20 protein-coding genes are annotated in these 23726 nt (G+C 63.6%); 11 read left to right on the top strand and 9 right to left on the bottom strand.

The genetic code is table 11. The annotated features are described in order from the left end of the window. Window positions 1-3: 3 nt before the first annotated feature. Window positions 4-1617: a hypothetical protein gene (locus Q1V51_RS03385; RefSeq protein ID WP_300552859.1), complete on the bottom strand. Its 1614-nt coding sequence runs from the start codon at window positions 1615-1617 to the stop codon at window positions 4-6. 206 nt (window positions 1618-1823) lie between these two features. Between Q1V51_RS03385 and Q1V51_RS03380 the strand changes: the two genes are divergently transcribed. The 5 genes from Q1V51_RS03380 (at window position 1824) to Q1V51_RS03360 (ending at window position 7622) form a co-directional block, all read left to right on the top strand. Further along, entirely contained in the window at window positions 1824-2288 is a 465-nt protein-coding gene (locus Q1V51_RS03380; RefSeq protein WP_300552856.1) for an energy transducer TonB, read from the top strand. Window positions 2289-2566: 278 nt separating this feature from the next. Beyond that, on the top strand, window positions 2567-5044 hold the full coding sequence (locus Q1V51_RS03375; RefSeq protein WP_300552853.1) for a PAS domain-containing sensor histidine kinase: 2478 nt from the start codon (window positions 2567-2569) through the stop codon (window positions 5042-5044). Between the two features lie 97 nt (window positions 5045-5141). Continuing rightward, complete coding sequence (locus tag Q1V51_RS03370; RefSeq protein ID WP_300552851.1) at window positions 5142-5822, top strand: hypothetical protein; 681 nt, start codon at window positions 5142-5144, stop codon at window positions 5820-5822. Between the two features lie 4 nt (window positions 5823-5826). After that, the gene (locus Q1V51_RS03365) at window positions 5827-7047 is read left to right on the top strand and encodes a M48 family metalloprotease (protein WP_300552849.1); all 1221 of its coding nucleotides are present in this window, start codon (window positions 5827-5829) and stop codon (window positions 7045-7047) included. After that, a complete protein-coding gene (locus Q1V51_RS03360; RefSeq protein WP_300552846.1) occupies window positions 7044-7622 on the top strand; it encodes a hypothetical protein in 579 nt (192 codons plus the stop codon). Before Q1V51_RS03365 ends, Q1V51_RS03360 begins: the two co-directional genes overlap by 4 nt. Window positions 7623-7702: 80 nt before the next feature. Here Q1V51_RS03360 and Q1V51_RS03355 read toward each other — a convergent pair whose 3' ends face one another. Beyond that, window positions 7703-8023 carry a 2Fe-2S iron-sulfur cluster-binding protein gene (locus tag Q1V51_RS03355; protein ID WP_300552844.1) on the bottom strand — a complete coding sequence of 107 codons (321 nt, stop codon included), beginning with the start codon at window positions 8021-8023 and terminating at the stop codon, window positions 7703-7705. A 104-nt stretch (window positions 8024-8127) separates the two neighbouring features. On the opposite strand from Q1V51_RS03355, the gene tsaE reads away from it, so the two are divergent. The 6 genes from tsaE (at window position 8128) to trxA (ending at window position 17388) form a co-directional block, all read left to right on the top strand. Next, window positions 8128-8616 (top strand): tRNA (adenosine(37)-N6)-threonylcarbamoyltransferase complex ATPase subunit type 1 TsaE, encoded by a 489-nt coding sequence (gene tsaE / locus Q1V51_RS03350; RefSeq protein WP_300552842.1) that lies wholly within the window; start codon window positions 8128-8130, stop codon window positions 8614-8616. Beyond that, window positions 8603-9703 carry a phosphotransferase gene (locus Q1V51_RS03345; protein ID WP_300552840.1) on the top strand — a complete coding sequence of 367 codons (1101 nt, stop codon included), beginning with the start codon at window positions 8603-8605 and terminating at the stop codon, window positions 9701-9703. The genes tsaE and Q1V51_RS03345 overlap by 14 nt, the downstream gene beginning before the upstream one ends. Beyond that, a complete protein-coding gene (locus tag Q1V51_RS03340) occupies window positions 9700-10413 on the top strand; it encodes a nucleotidyltransferase family protein (protein WP_300552837.1) in 714 nt (237 codons plus the stop codon). The genes Q1V51_RS03345 and Q1V51_RS03340 overlap by 4 nt, the downstream gene beginning before the upstream one ends. Continuing rightward, the gene (gene addB, locus Q1V51_RS03335) at window positions 10410-13466 is read left to right on the top strand and encodes a double-strand break repair protein AddB (protein ID WP_300552834.1); all 3057 of its coding nucleotides are present in this window, start codon (window positions 10410-10412) and stop codon (window positions 13464-13466) included. The genes Q1V51_RS03340 and addB overlap by 4 nt, the downstream gene beginning before the upstream one ends. Further along, a complete protein-coding gene (gene addA / locus Q1V51_RS03330; RefSeq protein ID WP_300552832.1) occupies window positions 13463-16981 on the top strand; it encodes a double-strand break repair helicase AddA in 3519 nt (1172 codons plus the stop codon). The genes addB and addA overlap by 4 nt, the downstream gene beginning before the upstream one ends. 83 nt (window positions 16982-17064) lie before the next feature. Continuing rightward, window positions 17065-17388: a thioredoxin TrxA gene (gene trxA, locus Q1V51_RS03325; RefSeq protein WP_300552830.1), complete on the top strand. Its 324-nt coding sequence runs from the start codon at window positions 17065-17067 to the stop codon at window positions 17386-17388. A 69-nt stretch (window positions 17389-17457) separates the two neighbouring features. On the opposite strand, the gene Q1V51_RS03320 is transcribed toward trxA, so the two are convergent. The 7 genes from Q1V51_RS03320 to Q1V51_RS03290 all read right to left on the bottom strand — a co-directional run bounded on the left by Q1V51_RS03320 (window position 17458) and on the right by Q1V51_RS03290 (window position 23533). Further along, a complete protein-coding gene (locus Q1V51_RS03320) occupies window positions 17458-18702 on the bottom strand; it encodes a folylpolyglutamate synthase/dihydrofolate synthase family protein (protein ID WP_300552827.1) in 1245 nt (414 codons plus the stop codon). 73 nt (window positions 18703-18775) lie between these two features. Continuing rightward, window positions 18776-19690, bottom strand: coding sequence for an acetyl-CoA carboxylase, carboxyltransferase subunit beta (gene accD, locus Q1V51_RS03315; RefSeq protein WP_366522693.1), 915 nt, complete (start codon window positions 19688-19690; stop codon window positions 18776-18778). A 31-nt stretch (window positions 19691-19721) separates the two neighbouring features. Then, complete coding sequence (gene trpA, locus Q1V51_RS03310) at window positions 19722-20510, bottom strand: tryptophan synthase subunit alpha (protein ID WP_300552822.1); 789 nt, start codon at window positions 20508-20510, stop codon at window positions 19722-19724. Beyond that, window positions 20510-21742 (bottom strand): tryptophan synthase subunit beta, encoded by a 1233-nt coding sequence (trpB, locus tag Q1V51_RS03305; protein ID WP_300552821.1) that lies wholly within the window; start codon window positions 21740-21742, stop codon window positions 20510-20512. The genes trpA and trpB overlap by 1 nt, the downstream gene beginning before the upstream one ends. A 9-nt stretch (window positions 21743-21751) precedes the next feature. Beyond that, window positions 21752-22393 carry a phosphoribosylanthranilate isomerase gene (locus tag Q1V51_RS03300; protein ID WP_300552819.1) on the bottom strand — a complete coding sequence of 214 codons (642 nt, stop codon included), beginning with the start codon at window positions 22391-22393 and terminating at the stop codon, window positions 21752-21754. Between the two features lie 130 nt (window positions 22394-22523). After that, entirely contained in the window at window positions 22524-23165 is a 642-nt protein-coding gene (locus Q1V51_RS03295) for a putative metalloprotease CJM1_0395 family protein (protein WP_300552817.1), read from the bottom strand. Between the two features lie 62 nt (window positions 23166-23227). Continuing rightward, a complete protein-coding gene (locus Q1V51_RS03290; protein WP_300529626.1) occupies window positions 23228-23533 on the bottom strand; it encodes an integration host factor subunit beta in 306 nt (101 codons plus the stop codon). Window positions 23534-23726 lie beyond the last annotated feature (193 nt).

Raw genomic sequence — 23726 nt, 5'->3', positions numbered from 1 at the left:
CCCCTAGGACTGCCGCTCGTCTTCCAGCTCGATTTCCGGTGCGCCCGGTGCGAAATCGGCGGATCCCGCCTCATCCATCATCGGGTCATGGTCGTCGTCGATCAGTGGGTCATCAACCGGAACACACAGCTCCGTCTCGGTGTGTTCGGCCACCGGGTCAGCTGGCGGCGTGTCCATTTCAACCGGTGCTTCTTCCGCGACGACAGCCGGCTCGGTCTCCGTTTCAACCGGTGCCGGTTCCGCTGCGGTCGGCATCGGCGGTGGCGGGGCCACGGCCAGGGCGCGGTCATCTTCCAGCGTCACGGACTGGTCTTCCACAGCAACCGCTTCGCTGACCGTCTCAACAGCCTCTGATCCCTCGGCCTTGGCCTGTTCCTGCTGGTTCAGTGCCGCGGCAGCGGCGACCTCTTCCATGGACGGGAGATCATCGTCCTCGACTTCGCTTTCGACAGCGGCCGCTTCCACCGGCTCTGGCGTCTCCTCAGCGTCGCTTTCCTCGGAGGACTCTGTGGCTTCGCTGCCCGCTGCCGCCTCCGCCAGGACAGGCTCTTCAATCTCGGCGGCCGTTTCAGCCTCGGTTGCGTCCTCTGTTTCGGCTTCGGCCTCGACAGCTTCCACTTCAACCGGCGCGGCTTCCGGTGCCGGCTCGGCGATCGGCTCAGCCGGCATTTCGGCAAGCTCCGGTTCGGCCACGGCGCTGGCAGCGCTGGTTTCCGGCTGCGATACGGCGAGGGTTGCGCCGGCAGCGGCGATGGCGGTGGCCGGTGCGGTTCGCACTTCCTCGAACGGCGGATTGCGCAGGACGTGTTCGGCGAGTTGTTCGACGCGGCTGTTCAGGCGGCCGCTATCGCGGACCCGATTGATGAACCCGCCCAGCATGAAGAGTGCGATCGACGCGCCGATGATTGCCAGGGTCGCTTCCGCGCCGCCGAAGATGGCACCGGCGATCACTGCCCCGACTGCGAGTGCCGGGACGTAGATCAGACGCCAGGACCGGGCCGAGAAGCTGAGCAGGGCCATCAGACCGGCCAGGCTGAAGACGCCGATCTCGGTCAACAGGTTCATTGGCACGAAGCCGAGGCTCGTCAGCGCGTCGCTCAATCCGGTCGACAGGCCGCTCTCTAGCCGCCAGCCGGTCAGGGCCGGGAATTGGGCGGTGAGATCGGCATAGATATCGAAGCTCGGAACGCTGGCCATCATCGAGCGATTGATCTCGGTCAGGAAGGTGTGCATCAGCGGCCAGACCGATGCGATGGCGACCAGGGCGAGGAAAAGGATGGAAAGCCACCAGTTGAAGGTCCGTGTCACTCCGGAACGTGCCAGGGTGGAGGTCGCATCGGGTGCAGCCCGCATCCAGACGCCGCGGGAGTGGTTGATGATGGCCACCGGGCGCGATCGCCGATTGGGACCGGACTGGATGCGCAAGATGGTGGCGCTGTCACCCGGCGCGAAGGCGCTGGATTGCTCGGTCAGCTTGACATCATGGTCCATGCCGTCGGTGTCGGTGATGCGGCCGATATGGGCATCGGACGCTGAAACCTGACCCGAGACTGTAAAGAAATCGACGCGGCGCGAGCCGTAGGTTTGCCCGGCATGGGCAGTCGGCAGCAGTGACATTTACTATACACCCTCAATGACCTATCGCTCGTTACGTGCAGGGAACGTGCCGTTGCGATAGCTTCCCACTTCGCAGGATCATACGCGTCCCGGAGCCGAACAGGGAAGTTCTTAATCGCTGTTAAGGGTTTTTTTCCTTAGTGGCAGCCGGACTTTGGGCAGTTTGAGAGCGCATCGGGTCGCTTTAACTAACGGAATGTCGCGGTATGCGGGTATTGTTGCTATCCTTGACGCTCAGCGTGTCGGCCTGTGCAGGCGTGCCGGAAGTGGGCTTGCCGGACCTGCCGGTTCCAGGGCTCGACACTGACGTGCGTGACCGGCACTTCATGCCCACGGGTGACTATCCCGTGCCTCCAAATGTCGAGCGTCTGATCGGTCCGGAGGATTGCCGGGGGTCGACGCTGGCGGCAGTCCGGGCTGCACTGCCGCAATACCCCGCGCGCGAGTATGGCCGCGGTCGCCAGGGTTGGGTCGTGGTCCGCTTCGATGTCGCCCACGCGGGACAGGTCGAGAATATCCGCATAGCCCGCTCAGTGCCCGGCGGCGGCTTCAGCCGGGAGTCCCGGCGCGCGGTTTCGGACTGGGAATTTCAACCACTTAGTAATGTCGACCGGTTGCAGAACTGTGTCGTCCTGTTCGAGTTCCGGGCGGGTGAAGTCCGCATCCGATAGGTGCGGTGTTAACCATTCATTAGGAAGTTTCCACAGCTTCGTGCAGGCACGGGGCCGGCGCCGCGAATGCGATTCAAGGTCTTGAGCCGACTCTGTTTTTGCCGCAGCAGGCTGTGGAAAACACGACATGTCTCCCCCGGCCAGACCGGCTACGAACATAACTTATTTAGATTTTTGCGGGCGGAAGCATCGCACCCGACTCGGGGCCTCGCTATCATGGTGATTCGCGAGGGCCCGTATTTTTTTGGTGGAGCCGGTCTTCGCGCAGGGCGGAACAGATGACCGGACAGACTTTCCAGTTTGCGACGATGATTGTCACATTCGGAGCCATGGCGTTTGCGCTCGTGGTGGGGATATGGGCGTTTCGCAAGACGGCAGGGGCTCGCGCAGCCCAGGCCGTGTGGCGCCGCAAGCTTAGCGACATGGAAGACCGGATTGCCCGGGCGGACAGTATTTTCGGTGCCCATCCGGGACTTGTCCTAGTTTGGGACGAACCCCCGTTCGAGGAAACCGCGACCGGTTGGGGCCAGCCGAAGATCTTTGGCTCCTCTGTGGCGCTGGCCTCATTGCTGCGGTTTGCCGAGGCGACGGACGGACCCGACCCGGCCGGCATCCTCATGGAGGGGCTGGCGGATTATGAGGCGCGGTCCTCCAGCGGGGACGAGACCACGCTGCGCAAACGGTTCCAGGAATTGATGCAACAGGGGCGGCCCTTCTCCCTGACCATTATCGGTCCGAGCGGGCGGTTCCTCGAGGTGGACGGCCGCGCCGCCGGCACGCAGCTCGTCGTCTGGCTTTCTGATTCCACTATTCGCGGACTGGAAGAATCCGGCGCTCGCGGCCGCATCGAGGAAGCCCGTCGCCTAGTCAGCCAGGACCCGGTCGCTTTCCTCGACATGCTCGGCCGCGCCCCCTTCCCGGCCTGGCGCACCAATGCTTCCGGCCGGATCGAGTGGGCCAACCAGATTTATGTCGGTGCGGTCGACCGCAAACGGCTCGATGAAGTCCTCGGCGATCAGCTTCTCCTGGACAATGGCATGAAGGAGCAAGCTGCCAGGGCGATTCAGGACTCCAAGCCGATCAGTGAAACGCGGATCGTGGTCATTAATGGCCGACGCCGGGCGATGGAATTCCTCATCTTCCCGGTTTCCGGCGGCGCCGCCGGTATCGCCATCGATCAGACCGCGAGCGAGGAAGCCAAGGCCGATCTGAAACGCTTCCGCCGGGCGCATGACGAAACGCTGCATCACATGGCTGAGGCTGTAGTGGTGTTTGACCGGTCGAAGCGGTTGAGCTTCCACAACAAGGCATTCAAGGCGCTGTTCAAGCTCGATGATGCCTGGCTCACCGAGCGCCCCGGCCATGCCCAGTTGCTCGACCGGATGCGGGAAAAGCGCCTGCTTCCGGAACAGGCCGATTTCGCCCAGTGGAAGTCGGACGAGCTGGCCTATTATGATGCCTCGCCCAATGACGAGACGCCGGATGAGCTCTGGCCGCTGCCCGATGGCCGCACGCTTCGTATTGCCCGTCAGCGCCACCCGCTCGGTGGTCTGATGCTCATCTTCGAGGACAAGACCGACGAGTTGTCCCTGAAGGCGCGCTACAACACGCTGATCAATGTGCAGCGGGCGACCTTGGACAAACTGCACGAGGCGGTGGCGGTGTTTGGTGCCAATGGCCGCTTGCAGCTTAACAATAACGCCTTTGAAGAGCTTTGGGGTTTCGAGCCGGATGAGCTCGATGGTCAGCCCGATTTCGACACCGTGGCGGAAACCTGCGCCAGCCTTTTCGCCGATGACCGCATCTGGAACGATATCAAGGGCCGCGTCACCGATCCGAGCCCGCAGGCGCGCAAACAGGTGACCGGTGAAATGCATCGCTCCGATGAGCGGGTGCTGACCTATCTGACCCGGCCGCTGCCCGATGGCGCGACGCTGATATGCTGGGATGATGTCACCGATAGCCGCCGCATCGAGGAAGCCCTGCGCGAGCGCGCCGAGGCCCTCGAGGCGTCCGAGCGCATCAAGACCGAGTTCGTCGAGCATGTGAGCTATCAGTTGCGCACCCCGCTGACGACGATTGGCGGGTATGCCGACATGCTGGCCCAAGGCTTCGCCGGTGAGCTGACTGATCGGCAAAAGGAACCGATGGCGGCGATCCAGGCGGCGTCGGAGCACCTCGCCAAGCTGATCGATGACATTCTCGATGTGGCGGCGATTGATGCCGGCCAGCTCGAGCTGGATCTCGGCGATGTGGATATCGAGAGCGTGGCTCGAGAGAGTGCCGAATTGCTGGCGGCGCGTGCGGATCACAATTCGATCAAGCTGGACGTGGAGATTGACGGGCCGGTCGGCCTGCTGCGGGCGGATCGCAATCGTCTGAAACAGGTGGCGATGAACCTGCTGTCCAATGCGCTGCGTCATGTCGAGCCGGGCGGTAATGTCACTATCGGTGCCCGCGGTCAGGGTGATGAAGTGACGCTTTGGGTCGCGGATGATGGTGAAGGCATTGCGCCGGACCAGCAGGCCAAGGTGTTTGATCGCTTCGCCCGTGGGGAACGCGGCGGTGCCGGTCTCGGCCTGGCGCTGGTGAAGGAAATCGCCAAGTTGCACGGGGGCTGGGTCGAGCTGCAATCAGAGCCCGGCCAGGGCACGAAAGTGGCGTGTCACCTGCCCCTTGAGGCCAGCGGTGAAGGCGTTCCGCCGGAGCTGGGTCTGGTCAAGACCCCCGTCTCGTCGCTCAGCGAAACCATCTAGGCAAGCCCTTGTTGTAAATGCAATTCACACGGGTTTTTTGCTTGACCTCCTGTGGCGTGGAATGACACCTTCCCTCGACTGATTTTTGGGGGAATTCATGGGTTACACGAACCTTCTGACCGGCGCGGCCATCGCTGCGTTCCTCACCGCAGCTCCGGCGCTCGCAATCAATGATGACGAGGCGCCCGATTATCTGATCATGGAGCCGAATGCCGAGGTGGTCTTTATCACCACGGGCGGCGCCGAGGTGCGCGCAGACTGGACGGCCGAGGCCAAGGAAAACCTGTTCAGTCATTTTGATGCGCAGGTCGGTGAGCAGGGCTTCGACACGGTTGCCTTCGACGCCGACGCGGAACGCAATGACCAGCTCGACCAATTGCTTCTCCTGTACGAAGTCGTGGCTCAGCATGCCGGCGATAACATGCCGCACAAGGGTGGCGTGGGCAGTAATATGGACCTGACGCTCGGCAGCGATGCGGCTCTGCTCGGCGACACCTATGACAGCGATTATGCGGTGTTTATCGACCACTACTCCCAGATCGAGAGTGGCGGCGTCTTCATGACCCAGGTCATGATCGGCGTCGCGACCGGCTACACGCCGCCGTCGCAGAATATCCGCCTGACCGCCGGGACCGTTATCGATCTGCAGACCGGCGATCTGGTGGACCGCGAGTGGGTTGTCATGGGTGATCCGCGCGATGTCGATGAGAGCGCCAATATCGTCAGCCGAATTATGAACAATCTGGATCTGGCACCGGTCGAAGAGACTGCGGAGTAGGCCGGTGAGCCGGTTGTTCAGATCTGTCCTGATCGGGGCCACTGCGCTCGCGACGCTGGCTGGCTGTGCCACGGACCAGGGTGTCCGCACGGTGGGGCAGCGGCCTGAAGCGCTTGATACGACCGAAGCCAGCCTCTGGTACCAGATGGACCAGATGGAGGAGAGCCTGCTCACCTCCGGGCGTCTGCTGGAGGATCCCGCACTCAACGCCTTTGTCACCGATCTGGTTTGCCGGATCGGCGGTGAGTATTGCGCCGATATCCGCGTCTACGTGCTCGACAGTATCGATTTCAACGCCATGATGGCGCCGAACGGCATGATGCTGGTCAATTCCGGTCTCTTGCTGCGCGCATCGAGTGAAGACGAGCTGGCTTTCGTGCTCGGCCATGAAATGGCGCATTTCGTCGAGAACCACGCCCTGGAACAGCGCAATGCCAACCGTAATGCTGCTGTTACAGCGGCGATCGTGGGCAGTGTGATTTCTGTCGGTGTGGCGGCTTCGACCGGCGTGGCGCCGGGCCAGGGCTATTCCGGAACGTCCGGGTCCATCGCTACAGCACTGGCCTATGGCGGGGCATTTTCCTATTCGCGTGAGCGTGAGGCTGAGGCCGATCGCATTGGTGTCGAGCTGATCGCTGAGGCGGGTCTGGACCCGACAGCCGCGCCGCGCATCTGGACGAATTTGCTCGACGAACTGAAGGCCTCGGATGATGAGCGCCGCGCTCGCCGTGCGGACCGCGGCGGGATGTATCGTACCCACCCGCTGATCCAGCAGCGCATTGATACGCTGAGCGAACAGACCGCCAGCATGGCAATGATCGAGCCGCGTACCGCCGAGCTCGATGCTGTGGTCTCGCCCCATCTGAAGGACTGGCTCGACGCCCAGATCGCTCTGCGCGACTACGGTTCCAGCCTGTTCCTGATCGACCGGCGCCTCGAAACCGGCGGCCATGAGGGCATCCTTCACGCCGCCCGCGGCCGTGTCCTGGCCATGCGCGGGGAAGAGGGCGACCGCGAGGCGGCCCTCGCTGCCTATCAGGCGGCCACCCAATATGATGACGTACCGGCCGATACCTATCGGCTTATGGGCGAAGCCTACCGTCAGGCCGGCGAGCCGGCTGCTGCGGCGACCGCCTTCACAACTTATCTTGAGCTCGACCCCAATGCCCGCGATGCGCGCCTGGTGGAACGGCTGATTGAAACGCTTTCGGGGGAAAATTCATGAAAAAACTGATCGCCATGGTGGCTGCTGTCGCAGCGCTTGCTGGCTGCGCTGTGATGCCGGAAACCGCGCCGGCGGGGGCCTTCCAGACTGAGTCGGATTTCTCCGTCACCCTGCCGAGCGACTGGTCGCGCTGGCCGTCGCAGATCAACCCGGCCACGTCCGGCGAATACCTGACCAAGGATGGTATGCTGCTCAATCGCCTGCATTTCGTCACCATCGCCGATGGTCAGTCCTTTGTTCGCGTCTTCCGTGAGGCGGATGTGCCGACCTATGCCGATGGCGCCAGCGAGTTTGAAGTGGTCGAGATGGTCACGCGATCGCTCGCCCTGATCGGCTATAATTCGGTTGAAGCCGTCGAGATCCGCCCGGCCACGATTGATGGCAATGAAGGCATTCGTTTTGGCCTGATCGGCAATTGGGAAAACGGTCTCAATGTCCGCGGTGATGTCGCCGCGGTCGCGCAGGAGGACGGTCTTCACCTCATCCTCTTCCTGGCGCCGGAAATGCACTATTACGCCTCGCTCGCCGACGAGGTCGACCAGATCATGAATTCGATGGATCTGGCCGCGGAGTAGGCGGCATCCCTGCATCGACCACGAAAAACGCCCGGCCGGTTTTCACCAGCCGGGCGTTTTCATGTCTTCGGGCGGGCTGATCAGCCCTGGTGTTCCGGCATGCGGATAATCATGCCGTCCATGTCGTCGGTGACCTTGATCTGGCAGGACAGGCGCGAAGTGTCCTGAACATGATCGGCGAAGTCGAGCATGGATTCCTCCATGGCTTCGCGGGTTCCGGTCTTCTCCGTCCAGGCCGCGTCGACATAGACATGGCAGGTGGCACAGGCACAGGCCCCGCCGCAATCGGCGTCGATTCCGGGGACGAGGTTGCGTACGGCCCCTTCCATGACGGTAAGCCCGGTGGCGACGTCATGGGTGTGCTCTGTTCCGTTGTGTTCGATATAGGTGATCTTAGGCATGGGTCACTCCGCTCTTGGATACGGAAATGAACAGCGTTCACCGCGGAGTCAAGACAGGCTTTCACAGCTTGCCGTTATGCTCGGGCTTCGCTAAGCGCTTGGGCATGACATCTCGACCGATTATTGCCCTGTCCAGTCTCGATGAGACCCGAGCGCTGGGCGTGCGTGTCGCGGCCCGGCTGCAGGCGGGTGATGTGGTTTTCCTGACCGGAGGGCTGGGTGCCGGCAAGACGACCCTGGCCCGGGCCATCATTGAGACTTTGACCGGTGTCAGCGACGCGCCGAGCCCGACCTACACTCTCGTTCAAACCTACGAGACAGAATCTGGCACCCCCTTGTGGCATGCTGATCTCTATCGCATCGAGGATGAGGGAGAGCTGGAGGAGCTGGGTTTGGAGGACGCGTTCGAGGACGCCATCTGCCTGATTGAATGGCCGGACCGGCTTGGCGACTGGTGTCCACAGACACGGCTGGAGATCGACTTGTCGATGGCGGGACAAGATGACACAAACCAGAGCGATAACGGCGCAAACAAGCGTCAGGTCCGGATCGCGGGCCGGGGAGATTGGGAGACACGCCTTGACGACATCTGAGCGCGCGGCCGCGCGGTCGGCCTTTATCGAGCGGGTCGGCTGGGGTTCAGCCGAAGTTCGCCCGCTGAGCGGTGATGCATCCACACGCAGTTATGCTCGTCTCATTGACGGCGACCGTGAGGCCATCCTGATGGATGCACCGGCCGGTGCAGAGGCCCCGGCCTGTCCGGTTGATGCCAGCCCGGGAGAACGCGAAGCGCTGGGCTATAATGCTGTTGCCCGACTGGCCGGTCCGAACCTGGCGGCTTTCTCTGGGCTCGCTCAGGCTCTGACCGAACGCGGTTTCTCGGCGCCTAAAATCCTGGCCGCAGATCTGTCGGAAGGTTTTCTCATCCTGGAAGACCTGGGCGACGATCTCTATGCCCGGATCGTTCCTGACAAGATGCATGAAGGCACGGTCTATTCCCTCGCCGTCGACGCTCTGGCCGCGCTCTATCGCTCAAGCTTCGACCCGGAACTAGAGTATGATGGTCAAAGCTGGACGGTGCAGTCCTATGACAGCGTCGCCTATATGGCCGAGCTTGACCTTTTCCTCGACTGGTTCCTCGAGCGCTATGCTGAAGCGCCGGTCAGTGATGCCGCGCGCGCCGAGTGGCGTGAAATCTGGTCAACGGCCCTGCAGCGGCTCGATGCCTGTGCGCCGGGCCTGGTGCTGCGCGATTTCCACGCCGAGAACCTCATCCACCTGCCGGACCGCGAAGGTCATGCCCGTGTCGGTCTGCTGGATTTCCAGGACGCCTTGATGGGGCATCCCGCCTATGACCTTGTCTCCTTGCTGGAGGATGCCCGCCGCAATGTCGATCGCAAGCTGATCGTGCCTCTCAAAGCGCGCTTTTGTGCCCAGGCCGGCATTGAGGATGCAGCCGGGTTTGACGCCAGCTATGCTGTCCTCGGGGCGCAGCGCAATGCCAAGATCCTGGGCATTTTCGTCCGCCTCGCCCTGCGCGATGAGAAGCCGCGTTATCTGGAAATGTTGCCGCATGTCGCGCGCCATTTCGTCGCTGACCTGCAGCACCCGGCACTGATGCCCTTGCTGATGTGGGCCAAGACGCACGCCGATTGCGTGTTCAAGGAAGCCCACAAGTGATCGAGATCAAGACCGGCATGGCCCTGGCGGCGGGTCTGGGCACGCGCATGCGGCCCCTGACCAATGACAGGCCCAAAGCCCTGGTCGAGGTTGGCGGCAAGGCCTTGGTCGACTGGGCCCTGGACCGCTTTGCCGCGACCGGTGTTGAGAGGGCCGTGGTCAATGTCCACCACTTCGCCGACCGTATGGAGCAGCACCTGGCTGGCTGGAGCGGTCAACCCGCAGTGACGATTTCCGACGAACGCGATGAAGTGCTGGAAACCGGTGGCGGGGTTGCCAAGGCGCTGCCGCTGCTCGGTTCTGACCCGATTTTCATTTCCAATATCGATGCCATCTGGGTCGATGAAGGCGAGCGCGAGCTCGATCGTATGCGTGCGGCCTGGAATAGCGACGAGATGGATGTCCTGCTCTTGCTGGCCCCGCTCGAGCGCACGCTTGGTTTTGACGGAGCGGGGGATTTCTATCTCGGTGAGGACTGTCGCCTCGACTGGCGCGGCGACCGCCCGTCGGCGCCCTATGCCTATGCCGGCGTCCAGATCCACAATCCGCAGATCATGTCGGGCCGTCCGGTGGCGCGCTATTCCATGACCGAAATCTGGCGCGAGCTGATCCCGCAAGGCCGGGTGCGCGGACTGCCGATGAATGCGTTCTGGATGCATGTCGGCGATCCCGAAGCGCGGGCTCAGGCGGAGGCGCGCCTCACCCCTTGACCGCTGCGCTGTTCGATAACCCCGCTCCGCGGATATTCACGCTTGCGCCGGAGGCTGATCACCTCGCCGCCATCGCAGCTAAGCTGTCCGAGGCCTATACGGGTGATACGCTCACCCGCCTGTTGATCCTGACCCCGACACGCCGCGCCGCCAAGGCGCTCGGGGATGCCTTCGCCGACCTGTCAGGCACCGGTGTCGCGCTGTTGCCGCGCATCAAGCCGCTCGGCGATATCGATGTTGATGATCCGCCCTTCGAACCGGGTGAGCTTGCCGGATTTGCGCCTCCCGCAATTTCCGCAGCCAAGCGCCGTTTCGAACTGGCGCGATTGATCCTCGCCAAGGAAAAGGCGCTGGACCGGCCGATCGGCCTCGCCGGCGCCCTGTCGCTGGCCGAGCCCCTGTCGCAATTGCTTGATGATCTCGCCAATGAAGACGTCAAGGACCTCTCGGCGCTGGACGAAGAATTGCTCGAACACTTGCCCGAAGACCGGCGCGAGGCGTTTGAATTTCTCTCCATTCTCAACACCGCCTGGCCACAACGCCTCACCGAGCTGGGACTGATGGATGCGGCGGCCCGGCGCGCCATGGTGCTGCACGCCCTGGCGGATCGCTGGGAGACGCAGCCGCCCGATCATCCGGTTCTGGTCGTCGGCTCGACCGGTTCCATTCCGGCCGTTCGGCGCCTGATGCAGATCGTCTCCTCCTTGCCCGAGGGCGCTGTAGTACTGCCGGGTTTCGACTGGGATGCGGATGAGACCGTCTGGGCCGAGATCGATGATGCACACCCGCAATGGGCGATGCGCGCCTTTATCCAGGATGCGGGGATTTCTCCCCGGGACGTGTCGCAATGGCCCGGCGCCGCCGAAACGGGCCCTGCGCGCGCGCGCAGGCTCTTGATTGCCGAAGCCCTGCGCCCGGCCGGCGCCACCGATGGGTGGCTCGGGCGCATTGCGGTCCTGCGCGAGCAATATGGCGATACCTTCTTCGACCAGGCCCTCGAGGCACTGAACCTGGTCGAGGCGCCGGACCCGCTGGCGGAAGCGCGGGCCTGTGCCCTCTTGCTGCGAGAAACCCTCGAGCAGCCCGAAGCCCGGGCCATTCTCGTCACGCCGGACCGGTCGCTGGCGCAGCGGGTTGCGGCAGAGATGACCCGTTTCGGGGTGCGGCTGGACGATTCTGGCGGCCTGCCCCTGGCGCAGTGCGCCAGCGGTGCCTTTCTCGACCGTCTGCTGGCGGTAGCGGAAGACCCCGGCAGTGTTGTGCGCCAGTCCGCCTTGTGGGCGTCGCCGCTTTTTGCGGCGGGCGGCAGCCGTGGTGATACGCACACGGTCATGGCCAAATTCGAGGCCGCTGCCTTGCGCGGTGCCCGGCCGGGTGCTGGTGTCGCGGCCTTGCGGGGCCGGCTCGAGACATTCGGAGACCGCCTGTTTCATGATGACCGGAGCGCAGCCGACCGCATCCTGACGGTGGTTGCAGAAGCGCTGGCCTGTCTTGCCTCCGAAAATGTTCGAGCGGATGAATTCGAAACCCGGACCATGGAGCAATGGGCCCGGGCCCATGCACAGGCTGCAGAGGCTCTGGCCCGGGAAGAGGACGTTCATGGCGCCCTGCGCCTGTGGCGCGGCGAGGGTGGAGAGAGTGCGGCCCTGCTCATGCGGGAGCTGATCCATGAAAGCGACGCGCTGCCATCGATGACGCTGGGCGAATATGCCGCCGCCTTCCGTGAACTGCTGCAATCGCGCCGCATCCCGCCCAGCGTGGGGGTTCATCCCCGGCTGCAAATCCTCGGTCCGCTGGAGGCTCGTTTGATCCGGGCTGACCGGATCATCCTGGCCGGGCTGAATGAGGGCGTCTGGCCGCAAGGGCCCAGTGTCGACCCCTGGATGTCGCGGCGCATGCGCGAGAAAGCCGGCCTTGGCGCACCGGAGCGCCGCTACGGGCTCGCCGCTCATGATTTCTCGCAATTGGCCGCCGCCGGCGGCGAAGTGTTTCTGACCCGCTCGGCCCGAGCTGACGGGGCGCCGACCGTGGCCTCGCGCTGGCTCTGGCGGCTGCAGACCCTGGCGCGCGGAGCACTTGGTGATGCCGCCCAGGCGGCGCTTCGCCCGGCGATCGACTATCTGGCGCTTGCGCGAGCCCTGGACCGTCCGTCCCACAAGCCTAAACCCGCTGCACCGCCGCAGCCGCGCCCGCCTGTCAGTGCCCGGCCGCGCAAGATGTCGATCACCGAGATCCGCACCTGGGTGCGGGACCCGTATTCGATCTACGCCCGCCATTTGCTCGGCCTGCGCCCGCTCGACCCCGCCGATATGGTGCCGGGACCGCGGGAACGCGGAACCGCCCTGCACGACGCCTTGCAGAAATGTGTGGAGCGCTGGACTGACGACCTGCCTGCCGATGCGGTTGAGGTCCTGTGTGCGGAGGCGCGTCGGGCGCTTGTCGAAGCCGGTTTCGAGCCGGAAGCGCTGAGCCTCGAACTGCCCCGTTTCCAGCGTGCGGCGCGCTGGTTTGTCGATTGGGAGCGGGCTCGCCGAGAGGCCGGACACAAACCGGCAGCGCTTGAAATCAAGGGTGTGATGATACTGGACGGGCCGGCTGGGCCCTGGCAGCTGACCGGGCGCGCAGACCGGTTCGATTATGCACCCGATGGACGTCTGGAAACGCTCGATTACAAGACCGGAACCGCGCCGTCAGCGAAGATGGTCAAGGCCGGCTTCGAACCGCAATTGCCCCTGACGGCCGCCATGGCCGCGCAGCCCGATGTGTTCGAAGGCTTGCCGCCAGCCGATCCGGCGGCACTGGTCTATCTGACCGTCTCCGGGAACAAGGATGCGGGCAAGGAGAGCCGTGTGGATGTCCGCGATACAGCCGCTGAACTGGCTGCTAAAGCGCTGGAGGATTTGCATAAACTGATCGCCCGTTTCGATATCGAAACGGAGCCCTACCCGTCCCAGCCGCGGGCCCAGTACAAGAATGAATACGGCGATTTCGACCATCTCGCCCGACGTGGTGAGTGGGCCGTGGCGGCCAGCAGCGAGGAGGGCGGTGAATGAGAATCGGATTTGATCCCGCCATTGTCGCCACCGCCAGCCAGGCTCAGCGCGATGCAGCACGCCCGGATGTGCATGTCTTCGTGGAGGCCAATGCCGGATCCGGCAAGACACGGGTTCTGGTCGACCGCGTGGTCAATATCCTGCTCGACGGCACGGCACCTGATCGCATTCTCTGCGTTACCTATACCAAGGCCGCGGCCGCCGAGATGAAGGAACGCCTGTTCGACCGGCTCGGGGCCTGGTCCGTGCTGGGCGATGAGGCCCTGACAAGGGAGCTGGAGAAGCTGCGCGGTACCAAGCCGCCGGCGCCTCAGTTGCCGCGGGCCCGCAAGCTCTTTGCCCTCGCCCTTGAAACCCCGGGCGGGTTGAAAATCCAGACCATCCACGCCTTCTGCGAAAGCCTGCTGCGGCGTTTCCCGTTAGAGGCCGGTGCCTTGCCGGGTTTCCAGACACTGGATGACAGTGCCAAACAGACCCTGGCCCAAACGGCACGCCGGCAAGCGCTGACCGCGGCCTCGCCAGATGTGATCCGGACCCTGCTCGCTGTCGGTGGCGCTGAGGCCGTCGATACACTGATCGCCTGGGCCGACAATAACCGGCACGAATTGAACGCAGCATTCGCGCAAGGCGCGCCGGTTGAAGCGCTCTATGAAGTCCTTGAATGCCAGCCGGGTGAGGCGCCTGAAAGTGTGCGCCGCGAAGCCATGGCTGCCATGCCCCGTGGCGAGGTGACCGCAGCCGCTCACGCCCTGCAGGACGAAGGCGGGAAGCAGGATGGGGACAAGGCGAACGCGATGTTTCGGGCGCTGCAAGCCACCGATCCCGAGCAAGCCTACCGGGCTTACCTGGAAGCCTTCTTCACCCGGAATGGCGAGGCGCACCGGCATGCGCGCCTGGTTTCGGCGGCCTGTCAAAAGGCGGCCCCCTCGGTGCTTCCACTGATCGAGGCCGAGGCCGAGCGTATGGAGGCGGCGCGGGCCAAGGTGCGAACGCTGGAGGTCGCGGCGGCCAGCGCCGCTGCGCTGGAGTTTGCGGTCCTTTATCTTGATCGGTTAGCCATTGAGCGTGAGCGTCAGCGCGCGCTCGACTTTGATGATCTTATTGTCCTCGCTGGCAATCTCCTCAGCCCGCAAAACGCCTTCTCCGGCTGGGTCGGCTACAAGCTCGATGCCAGCCTGATGCATGCGCTCGTCGATGAGGCCCAGGATACCGCCCCTCGGCAGTGGGACATGATTGAGGGCCTCACCGCAGAGTACTTTGCTGGCGAGGGCGCGTGGGAAGAAGAGCGCTCGCTCTTTATCGTCGGTGACGAGAAACAGTCGATCTATTCCTTCCAGGGTGCGGAGCCGGCGCGATTTGTCGAAGAAGGCCGACGACTGGAATTGCGCGCTGAAGCAGCCGGCCTCAAGGCCATCCGGCCAGCACTGGATGTGTCCTTTCGTTCGGCACCGGAAATCCTCCAGGCCGTGGATCAGGTTTTCACCGAGACCGAGGTGAAGTTTGTCGGCCCGGATCCCTCGCGCCCCTTCTCGCGCTACCAGGCTCACCGGGCGGCCCGGCAGGGCATGCCTGGCTGCGTTGAGCTCTGGCCTGCCTTGCCCCGGACCGAGCCCGAGGAAGCGAAGTCTATTTTTGATCCGGTCGACGCGCAGCCCTTCGGCTCGGCGCGCGACCGTCTGGCCGAGGCCCTGGCCCGAGAGATCAAGCGCATGCTCGATGCCGGCGATGCGGTCTGGGAAGAGACCGGTGGGCAGTTTAGTCCCCGCCCGGTCGAGCCGCGCGATATCGGTGTGCTGGTGTGGCGCCGGACGGGCGGTTTTGTCGAGGAGCTGATCCGCCAGCTCAAGCTGGCCGGTGTGCCGGTGGCGGGTGCGGACCGCATGTTGCTCAAGGACCAGACCGTGGTGAAGGACCTGCTGGCGCTGGGCCGTCTGGCCGTCACATCAAGCGATGATCTGGCGCTTGCGGAAGTCCTCAAATCCCCGCTTTTCGATCCGGATGATGGCGGCGATCCGGTGATCAATGACGAGGCCCTGTTTGACCTGGCACAATCCCGGCCAACAACGGATCGCGGCGGTCTCTGGCGGGCTTTGCTGACGACCGAGGATGTGCGTTTCGCCGAGGCTCGCGAGGCCCTCAAGGCCTGGCGCGACAAGTCCGAGACGATTGGTGTTTATGCCCTCTACGCCGGCTTTCTCAACGCCCCTTCGGCCAGCGGCGAGACGCGCTGGGCCCGGGTCTTCGCCCGGTTGTCGGAAGAGGCGCGCGACGCCGCCGAGGAATTCCTCAACCGCGCCCTCGAGCATGATCGCGATGGCGGTGGCGCGCTGGCCAGTTTCATCGCGGCCATCGAGCGCGAAGAGACCCCGGTGAAACGTGAACTGGCCAGCCAGCACAATGAAGTCCAGATCATGACGGTGCACGCCTCCAAGGGGTTGGAGCGGCCGGTCATCATCCTGCCGGACACCACGCGTTCGCCGAAGAGCGGGCGGTCTTCGGCGATCTTCTCGCATGATCAGGCCGGCCTGATCTGGTCACCGCGCAAGGATGCCGACCCCGAAGTGGTCGCGAAACTGCGCGAGCTGGAGCGCCAGAAACAACAGGCCGAACATCAGCGCCTGCTCTATGTCGCGCTGACCCGGGCCCGGGATCGACTGATCGTATGTGGCTGGCAACAGGGGCGCGGGCGCGGCAGCATCGCCGAGGACAGCTGGTATGCCCGCTTGGTCGAGCGCTGGGAAGGCGAGGGCTGGGACGCGTGTGACACGCCGCTGACGGATCCGGAGGGCGAGCGCCTGGCCGGCTTGCGCTTTGGTCGGTCGCCATCCCAGCTCGGGGCCGCGGTTGAGCAGGCCGAGGTTACAGCCCGCCTGCCGGTCTGGACCCAATCCGCGCCCGGGACGCAAATGGCGGCGGCACGCCCGGCGGCGCCGTCGAGCCTGTTTGGTTCCAAAGAGGAGGAGGTCGCTGTGGTCTCGCCGCTGGCGCCGGATCCGGTTTATCGCTTCCGACGTGGCGATGTGATCCACAAATTGCTTGAGACCCTGCCGGATCTGCCGCCAGAGCGCCGTGAGGCTGCGGCCCATCGCTTCCTCGCGGCGCAAACGGACCTGTCCGAGGAGATGCGGGCCCGGATATTTGACGAGGTCTTCCATATCCTCACCGATGCCGCCTTCGCGCCGATTTTCGGCGTCGGCAGCCAGGCGGAAGTCTCGCTGAGCGGTCAGTTGGCTGGTCCGTCGGGAAAAATTCTCGTCCGCGGTCAGGTTGACCGTTTGCGCATCACCGATCACGAAGTTCTGATCATCGACTACAAAACCAACCGCCCGCCTCCCGAAACGGTCGAAGGGGTGGCACAGGTTTATCTTGGCCAGATGGCGACTTACCGGGCCTTGCTGGGAGCGCTTCATCCCGACAAGCGGATCCGGTGTGCCCTGCTTTGGACCGATTCCGCTGATCTGATGGAACTGCCCGACAGTCTGCTCACAACAGTTCCAGTCGGGCTTCCTGCTTGACGTGACGGGCCTCGGTCCTTACCTCGGGCGCCATCGATGGAGTCCGGTGCGCCGGATTCGTCCCGAAGATAAGGAGTAGCCCCATGGCGACCAAACAGGTCAGCGATGACTCGTTCGAAACCGATGTGCTCAATTCCGGCGAGCCGGTCCTGGTCGATTTCTGGGCGGAGTGGTGCGGACCGTGTAAGACGATCGCCCCTGCGCTGGATGAGATCGCGACGGAAATGTCCGGCCAGCTTACCGTGGCCAAGGTCAATATCGACGATCATCCGATGACGCCGGGCAAGTATGGCGTGCGCGGTATCCCGACGCTGATGATCTTCAAGGACGGCCAGGTGGCTTCCACCAAGGTCGGCATGATGGCGAAAGAAAAAATCGCCGAGTGGGTGCGCGAAACCATCGGCTAAGCACTGCCGTAGACGACATGAAAACGGGCCGTTCCAGAACTGGAACGGCCCGTTTTCTTTGCCGGTGATTCAGCCCGCCGTTTTGTGCGGTGGAGCCCCGCCTAGCGCCAGGGCTTCGCCGGCCAGATAGAGCGACCCGCCAATCAGGATACGCGGTGGCGGCGAGTACTTGGCCGCCAGGCGCATGGCCTGGATCAGGCCGGGCGCGGTTTCCGCCGTTAGGCCGACGCGTTCGCAATCCTTGACGACTTCATCGGCCCGCATGGAGGCGCCGCGACCGGTGTGGAATTCCACGGCGATCAATTTGCTGGCCAAGCCGGCAAAATGCGTGGCCCAGGACTGCACGTCGCGACCTGCGGTAAAGCCGGCGATGATAATCAGCGGCCGGTCCTCACGCTCGTCCATATCGGCCAGGGCATGGGACAGGGCGCGAGCGGCGCTCTCATTATGCCCGCCATCGAGCCAGAGCTCGGCATTGGCGGATTTGGCAATCTCGCCCAGAGGCCCACCGGTGATGTTTTGCAGGCGGCCGGGCCATTTCGCCTTGGCGATGCCTTCAGCGACGGCTTCCTCGGGCCATTGCAGGACGGCCGCTGCAGCGGCAGCGGTGCCGGCATTGAGGATCTGGTGCGGGCCGAGCAGGCCCGGCGCCGGCAGGTCCCAGACGCGGCTCTCATCTTCATAGACGAGGCGGCCATGCTGGGGGTAGGCACGGTAGTCCGTGCCCCAGACAAAAACCGGCGCGCCTACTGTCTTGGCTTCCTCGCGCAGGGCGGCTTCCGCTTCTGCTTCCTGATTGCCGATCACCATCGGCACGCCGAACTTGGCAATGCCGGCTTTCATGCGGGCGATCTTGTCGAGTGAGGTGCCGAGGAATTCCTGGTGATCCATGCTGACCGGGGTGATCACCGTCAGCGCCGGTTTGGCGATGACATTGGTCGCATCCGTGCGGCCACCGAGGCCAACTTCCAGGATCAGCCGGTCAGCGGGGTGTTCGGAGAACAGGAGAAAGGCTGCCGCGGTGGTGATCTCGAAAAAGGTGATCGGCTCACCGAAATTGGCGGCTTCGGCCCGCGCCAGGGCCTCAATCAGGGTGCGGTCATCGACCGGTTCGCTGTCCAGCAGGATGCGCTCATTGAAATTGACCAGGTGCGGCGAGGTGTAGATGTGGACACGCTCGCCCTTGGCCCGCGCCATTTGCGCTAGGAAGGCGCAGGTCGAGCCCTTGCCATTGGTGCCCGCGACATGGATCGTCGGCGGTAATTGATCCTGTGGATTGCCCAGTGTCGCCAGGAGGCGCTGCAGGCGCCCCATGGAGAGATCGATCTTTTTTGGATGCAGTCGACCAAGCCGCGCAAGCGCGTCATCAAGTGCCTGACGCCTGGTACTAATGCTCCTCTCCCTGATCGACCACATGGTCGGCGGGAGGCGGTGTCAGCGCGGCAGGGGCTGACGATCCGGGTCGCTTCAGCATCACGCGTAACATGCGTGAAAGCGCAACCGGAATCTCGCGGCGATGCACGACTTTATCGACCATACCTTTTTCCAGCAGGTATTCGGAACGCTGGAAGCCTTCCGGCAGCTTTTCCCGGATGGTCTGCTCGATAACGCGCGGGCCGGCAAAGCCGATCAGCGCACCGGGCTCTGCGATATGGATATCGCCGAGCATGGCGTAGGAGGCGGTCACGCCGCCCGTGGTCGGGTCGGTGAGGACGACGATATAGGGCAGGCCGGCTTCACGCAGCATTTCCACGGCAATCGTCGTGCGCGGCATCTGCATCAGCGACAGGGCGCCTTCCTGCATGCGCGCACCGCCGGCAGCGGTAAACACGATCAGCGGCGTGCGGCGCTTCACTGCAGCCTCTGCGGCGGTGATGAAGGCTTCACCGGCGGCCATGCCGAGCGAGCCGCCCATGAAGGCGAAATTCTGGACCAAGACGACGCTTTCCACGCCGCCGATCTCGCCGACACCGATGGCCATGGCGTCATCGCGCCCGGTTTTCTTGCGGGTTGCGGCAATGCGCGAGCTATAGGGCTTGTCGTCGCGGAATTTGAGCGGATCCTTGGGCACTTCCGGCGTGTCGAGCTCTTCGAAATCACCGTCGAATGTGAACTGGAAACGCCAGGCCGGGCCAATGCGCATGTGATGACCCGCCGGGGTCACGAAGAGGCCGGCTTCCAGGTCCTTGTGGAAAACCATCTCATCGGAAATCGGGCATTTGACCCAGAGATTGTCCGGCGTGTCGCGCTTGGAGAAAATCTTCGACATCCCCGGAGGGGTCAGTTTGGACAACCAGTTCATTTCCGCGTCCCGATCTTTCATCGGCCCTGTCTCACTTTTTCGCGCCGTGGGCGGCCTGAGACAGGGTGTGTACCAACTCAGTGGCGGCTGCAACACCACCCTCATGCATCGCGTCGACAATTGCCGACCCGACAACGACTGCATCGGCCTCTGCCGCGATCGCTGCCGCCTGTTCCGGCGTGCGTACGCCGAAGCCGACCACGACCGGCAGGCCGGAGGCCGACTTGACCCGCGACACCGCTGCGCCGACCTCCTGAGCCATGCCCGACGCTGCCCCGGTCACGCCTGTCGTGGAAACGTAATAAACGAAGCCGGAGGTGTTTTCGACCACCGTTTCCAGCCGCTTGTCGTCTGTCGTCGGGGTCGCCAGGCGAATGAGGGCGATTCCGTGTGCTTCCAGGGCAGTGCGTAATTCACTGTCTTCTTCCGGCGGAATGTCGACGCAAATAAGGCCATCAACGCCGGCTTTCTCGGCCTGGCGGGCGAAGTTTTCAAAGCCCATATGGTGGATCGGATTGGCATAACCCATCAGCACCAGCGGCGTATCCGTGTCGTGTTCGCGGAATTTCGCTGCCTGGTCGAACACCCCTTTCAGCGTCATGCCGGCGTCTAGCGCACGCAGGGCGGAGGCCTGGATCGAGGGGCCATCGGCCATCGGATCGGTGAAAGGCATGCCCAGTTCGATGACATCGGCCCCGGCCTCCGGCAGGGCATTCAACAGCGCCTGGCTGTCGCCATCGCCGGCCATCATATAAGCGACGAAACCGGGGCGGCCGTAAGCTTCGAGCTCGTTGAAACGGGTGGTGATACGGTTGGTCATTAGAGCTTCACCCCAAGCATCTCAGCAACCTGCGGCACATCCTTGTCGCCGCGGCCGCACATATTCATTAGGATCAGTCCGTCCGGCCCCAGTTCCTTGGCCAGGTCGCGGACGCGGGCGAGGGCGTGGGCGGGTTCAAGCGCCGGGATAATGCCTTCCAACTTGGTGCAGAGCTGGAACATCTCCATCGCCTCTTCATCCGTCGCCGAGACATATTCGGCGCGCTTGGCGTCGTGCAGGAAGGCGTGTTCCGGGCCGATGCCGGGATAATCCAGACCGGCCGATATGGAGTGGGCGTCGATGATCTGGCCGTCCTTGTCCTGCAGCAGATAGGTCTTGTTGCCGTGCAGAATACCCGGCTCGCCGCCCTTGAGCGAAGCCGCATGCTTGCCGGTCTCGATACCATGGCCGGCCGCCTCGACCCCGATCAGGCGCACGTTTTCATCCTCGATGAAGGGGTGGAACAGGCCCATCGCATTGGACCCGCCACCGATACAGGCGACCGCCGCATCGGGCAGGCGGCCGAGGCGATCGAGCATCTGGGCGCGGGCCTCGCGGCCGATGATGGACTGGAAATCGCGCACCATGGCCGGATAGGGGTGCGGGCCCGCAACCGTGCCGATGACGTAGAATGTGTCCGAGACATTGGTAACCCAGTCCCGCAGGGCCTCATTCATGGCGTCCTTGAGCGTGCCGGTGCCGGAGGTGACCGGGATAACTTCGGCGCCCAGCAGCTTCATGCGGAAGACGTTCGGGGCCTGGCGCTCGACATCGGTGGCCCCCATGAACACCGTGCAGGGAATACCGAAACGCGCCGCGACGGTCGCCGTGGCGACGCCATGCTGGCCGGCACCGGTCTCGGCGATGATGCGGGTCTTGCCCATGCGCTTGGCCAGCAGGACCTGGCCGAGGCAGTTATTGATCTTGTGGCTGCCGGTATGGTTGAGCTCGTCGCGCTTGAGCCAGATCTTGGCGCCGCCGAAATTCTCGGTCAGGCGTTCGGCGAAATAGATCGGGCTCGGCTTGCCGACATAATCGCGCAGGAATTCTTCCATCTCGCGCTGGAAATTGACGTCGCGTTTGGCGTCCTCATAGGCCGCTTCCAGCTCCAGGATGTTCGGCATCAGCGTCTCGGCGACGAAACGTCCGCCATAATCGCCGAAACGGCCACGCGCATCGGGCCAGGCCGAGAGCGCATTGGGACGGGTGTCAGCGGATGCGGTATCGCTCATGGCTCTCTCCTAGGGGGTCTGCGGCGCCAGGGCACCGGCAAATTCATTCATCAGTTTGGCGCTCTTGATGCCGGGCGCGGTCTCGATCCCGGACGAGATATCGACCGCTTGTGCGCCTGCAGCATTTACAGCGGCGAGAACATTGGTCGGGCTGAGCCCGCCCGACAAGAGCCAGGGTGAGGAAAGTCTCAGCTTTTTCAGAATTGTATAGTCATAACCATGTCCCCAGCCGCCGGGCCGGTCGGCGCCCTTGGGCGGTTTGGCATCAAACAGGAGCCAGTCTGCAACCCCGTCAAAGGGAGTGGCCGCGGCGAGATCGGCTTCCTCAGCCACCGGCAAGGCCTTGATAATGCCGCGCTTTGCATAACCGCGTGCGGCGATGACGCGCTGCGGGTCTTCGCTTCCGTGCAGCTGGATCCAGTCCGGTCGCATGGCATCGCGGATCTGGGCCAGCAGATCATCATTGGCATTGACGGTGACGGCGACGGTCTCGGTGCCTTCGGCCAGGTGCGCCAGCTCTCCAGCGAGCGCTGGCGAGACATGACGCGGGCTGGGCGGAAATACGACATAACCGGTCCAGCGTGCACCGGCCTGGCGCGCGGCGGCGACATCACTGCCGGTCTTGAGGCCGCAAAATTTAGTGTCGGTCATACGCCCCTACCTTCCGGTTGAAGGGTATAGCTTTGTTTTGCGCGGGGGCTAGTGCTGTGGGGCATTTGGGATGGGCGCATGACGCGCCTGGTGCGGGAACAGTTTTGTCCGAGCGCAAATCGGCCTGGCGTTATGCCGCCAGCGCTGTAATCGCTCGGCTTTGTTGTTGGTAGGCATGGGCCGCATAGGCCGTCATGTCCGTCGGGGCTGTTTCCGCCGGGTTGTTCGGGCCCTCACTCTCCGCTTCGTCCTGTTGTCTCATCTCGGCGAGTTGGGCGTTGATGTCCGGGTTGAGCGGGTTCTTGGGCGCATTGGGGTCTGCCTCTTCCGCTTTTTGCGCATTCAGCTCGGCGCGGGCCTGGGCGGATTTGGCATCCGCCATGGCGGCGACCTTGCGATCCTGGCCTGAGGGTTCTGCCGGGGCCAGGGCGGCGGCTTTGACGACGCGCATTTTCTCGATCGTGGCTTCCGGGTCGCCGGGGATCTCGCTGGCATCGATCGGCACTTCGCCACCGACGGCATACTGCTTGCCGTCTGGGCCACGCTGATAGTCATAGCTGATGGCACCGGTATATTGCCCGCCGACGGCCTTGTGCGCCTGCTCATGGGCCCGCACTTCGCGATCCCGTGCGGCGAGCTTGTTAACCTGTTTCTGCTCGGCGTCGGTAAGAATGAAAGCGTCCGCTGCGGAGTTCTTGCTCGCAGGGGCGTTGGCCGACGCCGGAGGCGGCATCGGTGGCACAGAACCGGAATACGCGGACGAAGAATTCATCGCCGATATTTTCGGCGTATCCGCTTAAGAGGATGTGAACTGGTCGCGTTAAGCGAGTGGGCCTACGCGATTTCCGGAGCCGTCTCGCGCGAAGCATCGACGCGTTCGCGAAGCTCCTTGCCGGTCTTGAAGAACGGCACATGCTTTTCCTTGACCGAAACGCTTTCGCCGGTGCGCGGATTACGGCCGGTCCGGGCCGGCCGACGTCGAACGGAGAAGGCGCCAAAACCGCGCAGTTCCACGCGTTCGCCGCGCGCGAGCGCATCGGTGATGCCATCGAGGATCGTATTGACGACCCGCTCGACATCGCGGTGGTAGAGATGCGGGTTTGCTTCTGCCAGACGATCGATCAGTTCGGACTTGATCATGCCGTGTCTCCAATTGTCCCGGTCAGCAAAACTGCCCCTTGCGCGGGGGTAGGTCAACGCATGATGACAAAAAAATCGGCCGGAGCGAGGCTCCGGCCGATCAATTTTTATGCGTTGTGACGCTTGAGCTTAGGACTCTTTGTCACCCTCGTTCTCGCGCAGAGCCGCGCCGAGGATGTCGCCGAGCGATGCG

This window comes from Maricaulis sp., from assembly GCF_030149235.1.
Lineage (GTDB): Bacteria > Pseudomonadota > Alphaproteobacteria > Caulobacterales > Maricaulaceae > Maricaulis.
The sequence above is the reverse complement of the archived record's forward strand: the minus strand, read 5'-3'. Positions and strand labels throughout refer to the sequence as shown.

Coding starts and splice junctions, on each gene's coding strand:
- trpA (WP_300552822.1), bottom strand. CDS start 20,510: ATGACCAACCGTATCACCACCCGTTTCAACGAGCTCGAAGCTTACGGC.
- Q1V51_RS03385 (WP_300552859.1), bottom strand. CDS start 1,617: ATGTCACTGCTGCCGACTGCCCATGCCGGGCAAACCTACGGCTCGCGC.
- trpB (WP_300552821.1), bottom strand. CDS start 21,742: ATGAGCGATACCGCATCCGCTGACACCCGTCCCAATGCGCTCTCGGCC.
- tsaE (WP_300552842.1), top strand. CDS start 8,128: ATGACATCTCGACCGATTATTGCCCTGTCCAGTCTCGATGAGACCCGA.
- Q1V51_RS03320 (WP_300552827.1), bottom strand. CDS start 18,702: ATGGGGCGCCTGCAGCGCCTCCTGGCGACACTGGGCAATCCACAGGAT.
- Q1V51_RS03290 (WP_300529626.1), bottom strand. CDS start 23,533: ATGATCAAGTCCGAACTGATCGATCGTCTGGCAGAAGCAAACCCGCAT.
- addA (WP_300552832.1), top strand. CDS start 13,463: ATGAGAATCGGATTTGATCCCGCCATTGTCGCCACCGCCAGCCAGGCT.
- Q1V51_RS03360 (WP_300552846.1), top strand. CDS start 7,044: ATGAAAAAACTGATCGCCATGGTGGCTGCTGTCGCAGCGCTTGCTGGC.
- trxA (WP_300552830.1), top strand. CDS start 17,065: ATGGCGACCAAACAGGTCAGCGATGACTCGTTCGAAACCGATGTGCTC.
- Q1V51_RS03355 (WP_300552844.1), bottom strand. CDS start 8,023: ATGCCTAAGATCACCTATATCGAACACAACGGAACAGAGCACACCCAT.
- Q1V51_RS03295 (WP_300552817.1), bottom strand. CDS start 23,165: ATGAATTCTTCGTCCGCGTATTCCGGTTCTGTGCCACCGATGCCGCCT.
- accD (WP_366522693.1), bottom strand. CDS start 19,690: ATGAACTGGTTGTCCAAACTGACCCCTCCGGGGATGTCGAAGATTTTC.
- Q1V51_RS03300 (WP_300552819.1), bottom strand. CDS start 22,393: ATGACCGACACTAAATTTTGCGGCCTCAAGACCGGCAGTGATGTCGCC.
- Q1V51_RS03380 (WP_300552856.1), top strand. CDS start 1,824: ATGCGGGTATTGTTGCTATCCTTGACGCTCAGCGTGTCGGCCTGTGCA.
- Q1V51_RS03375 (WP_300552853.1), top strand. CDS start 2,567: ATGACCGGACAGACTTTCCAGTTTGCGACGATGATTGTCACATTCGGA.
- Q1V51_RS03370 (WP_300552851.1), top strand. CDS start 5,142: ATGGGTTACACGAACCTTCTGACCGGCGCGGCCATCGCTGCGTTCCTC.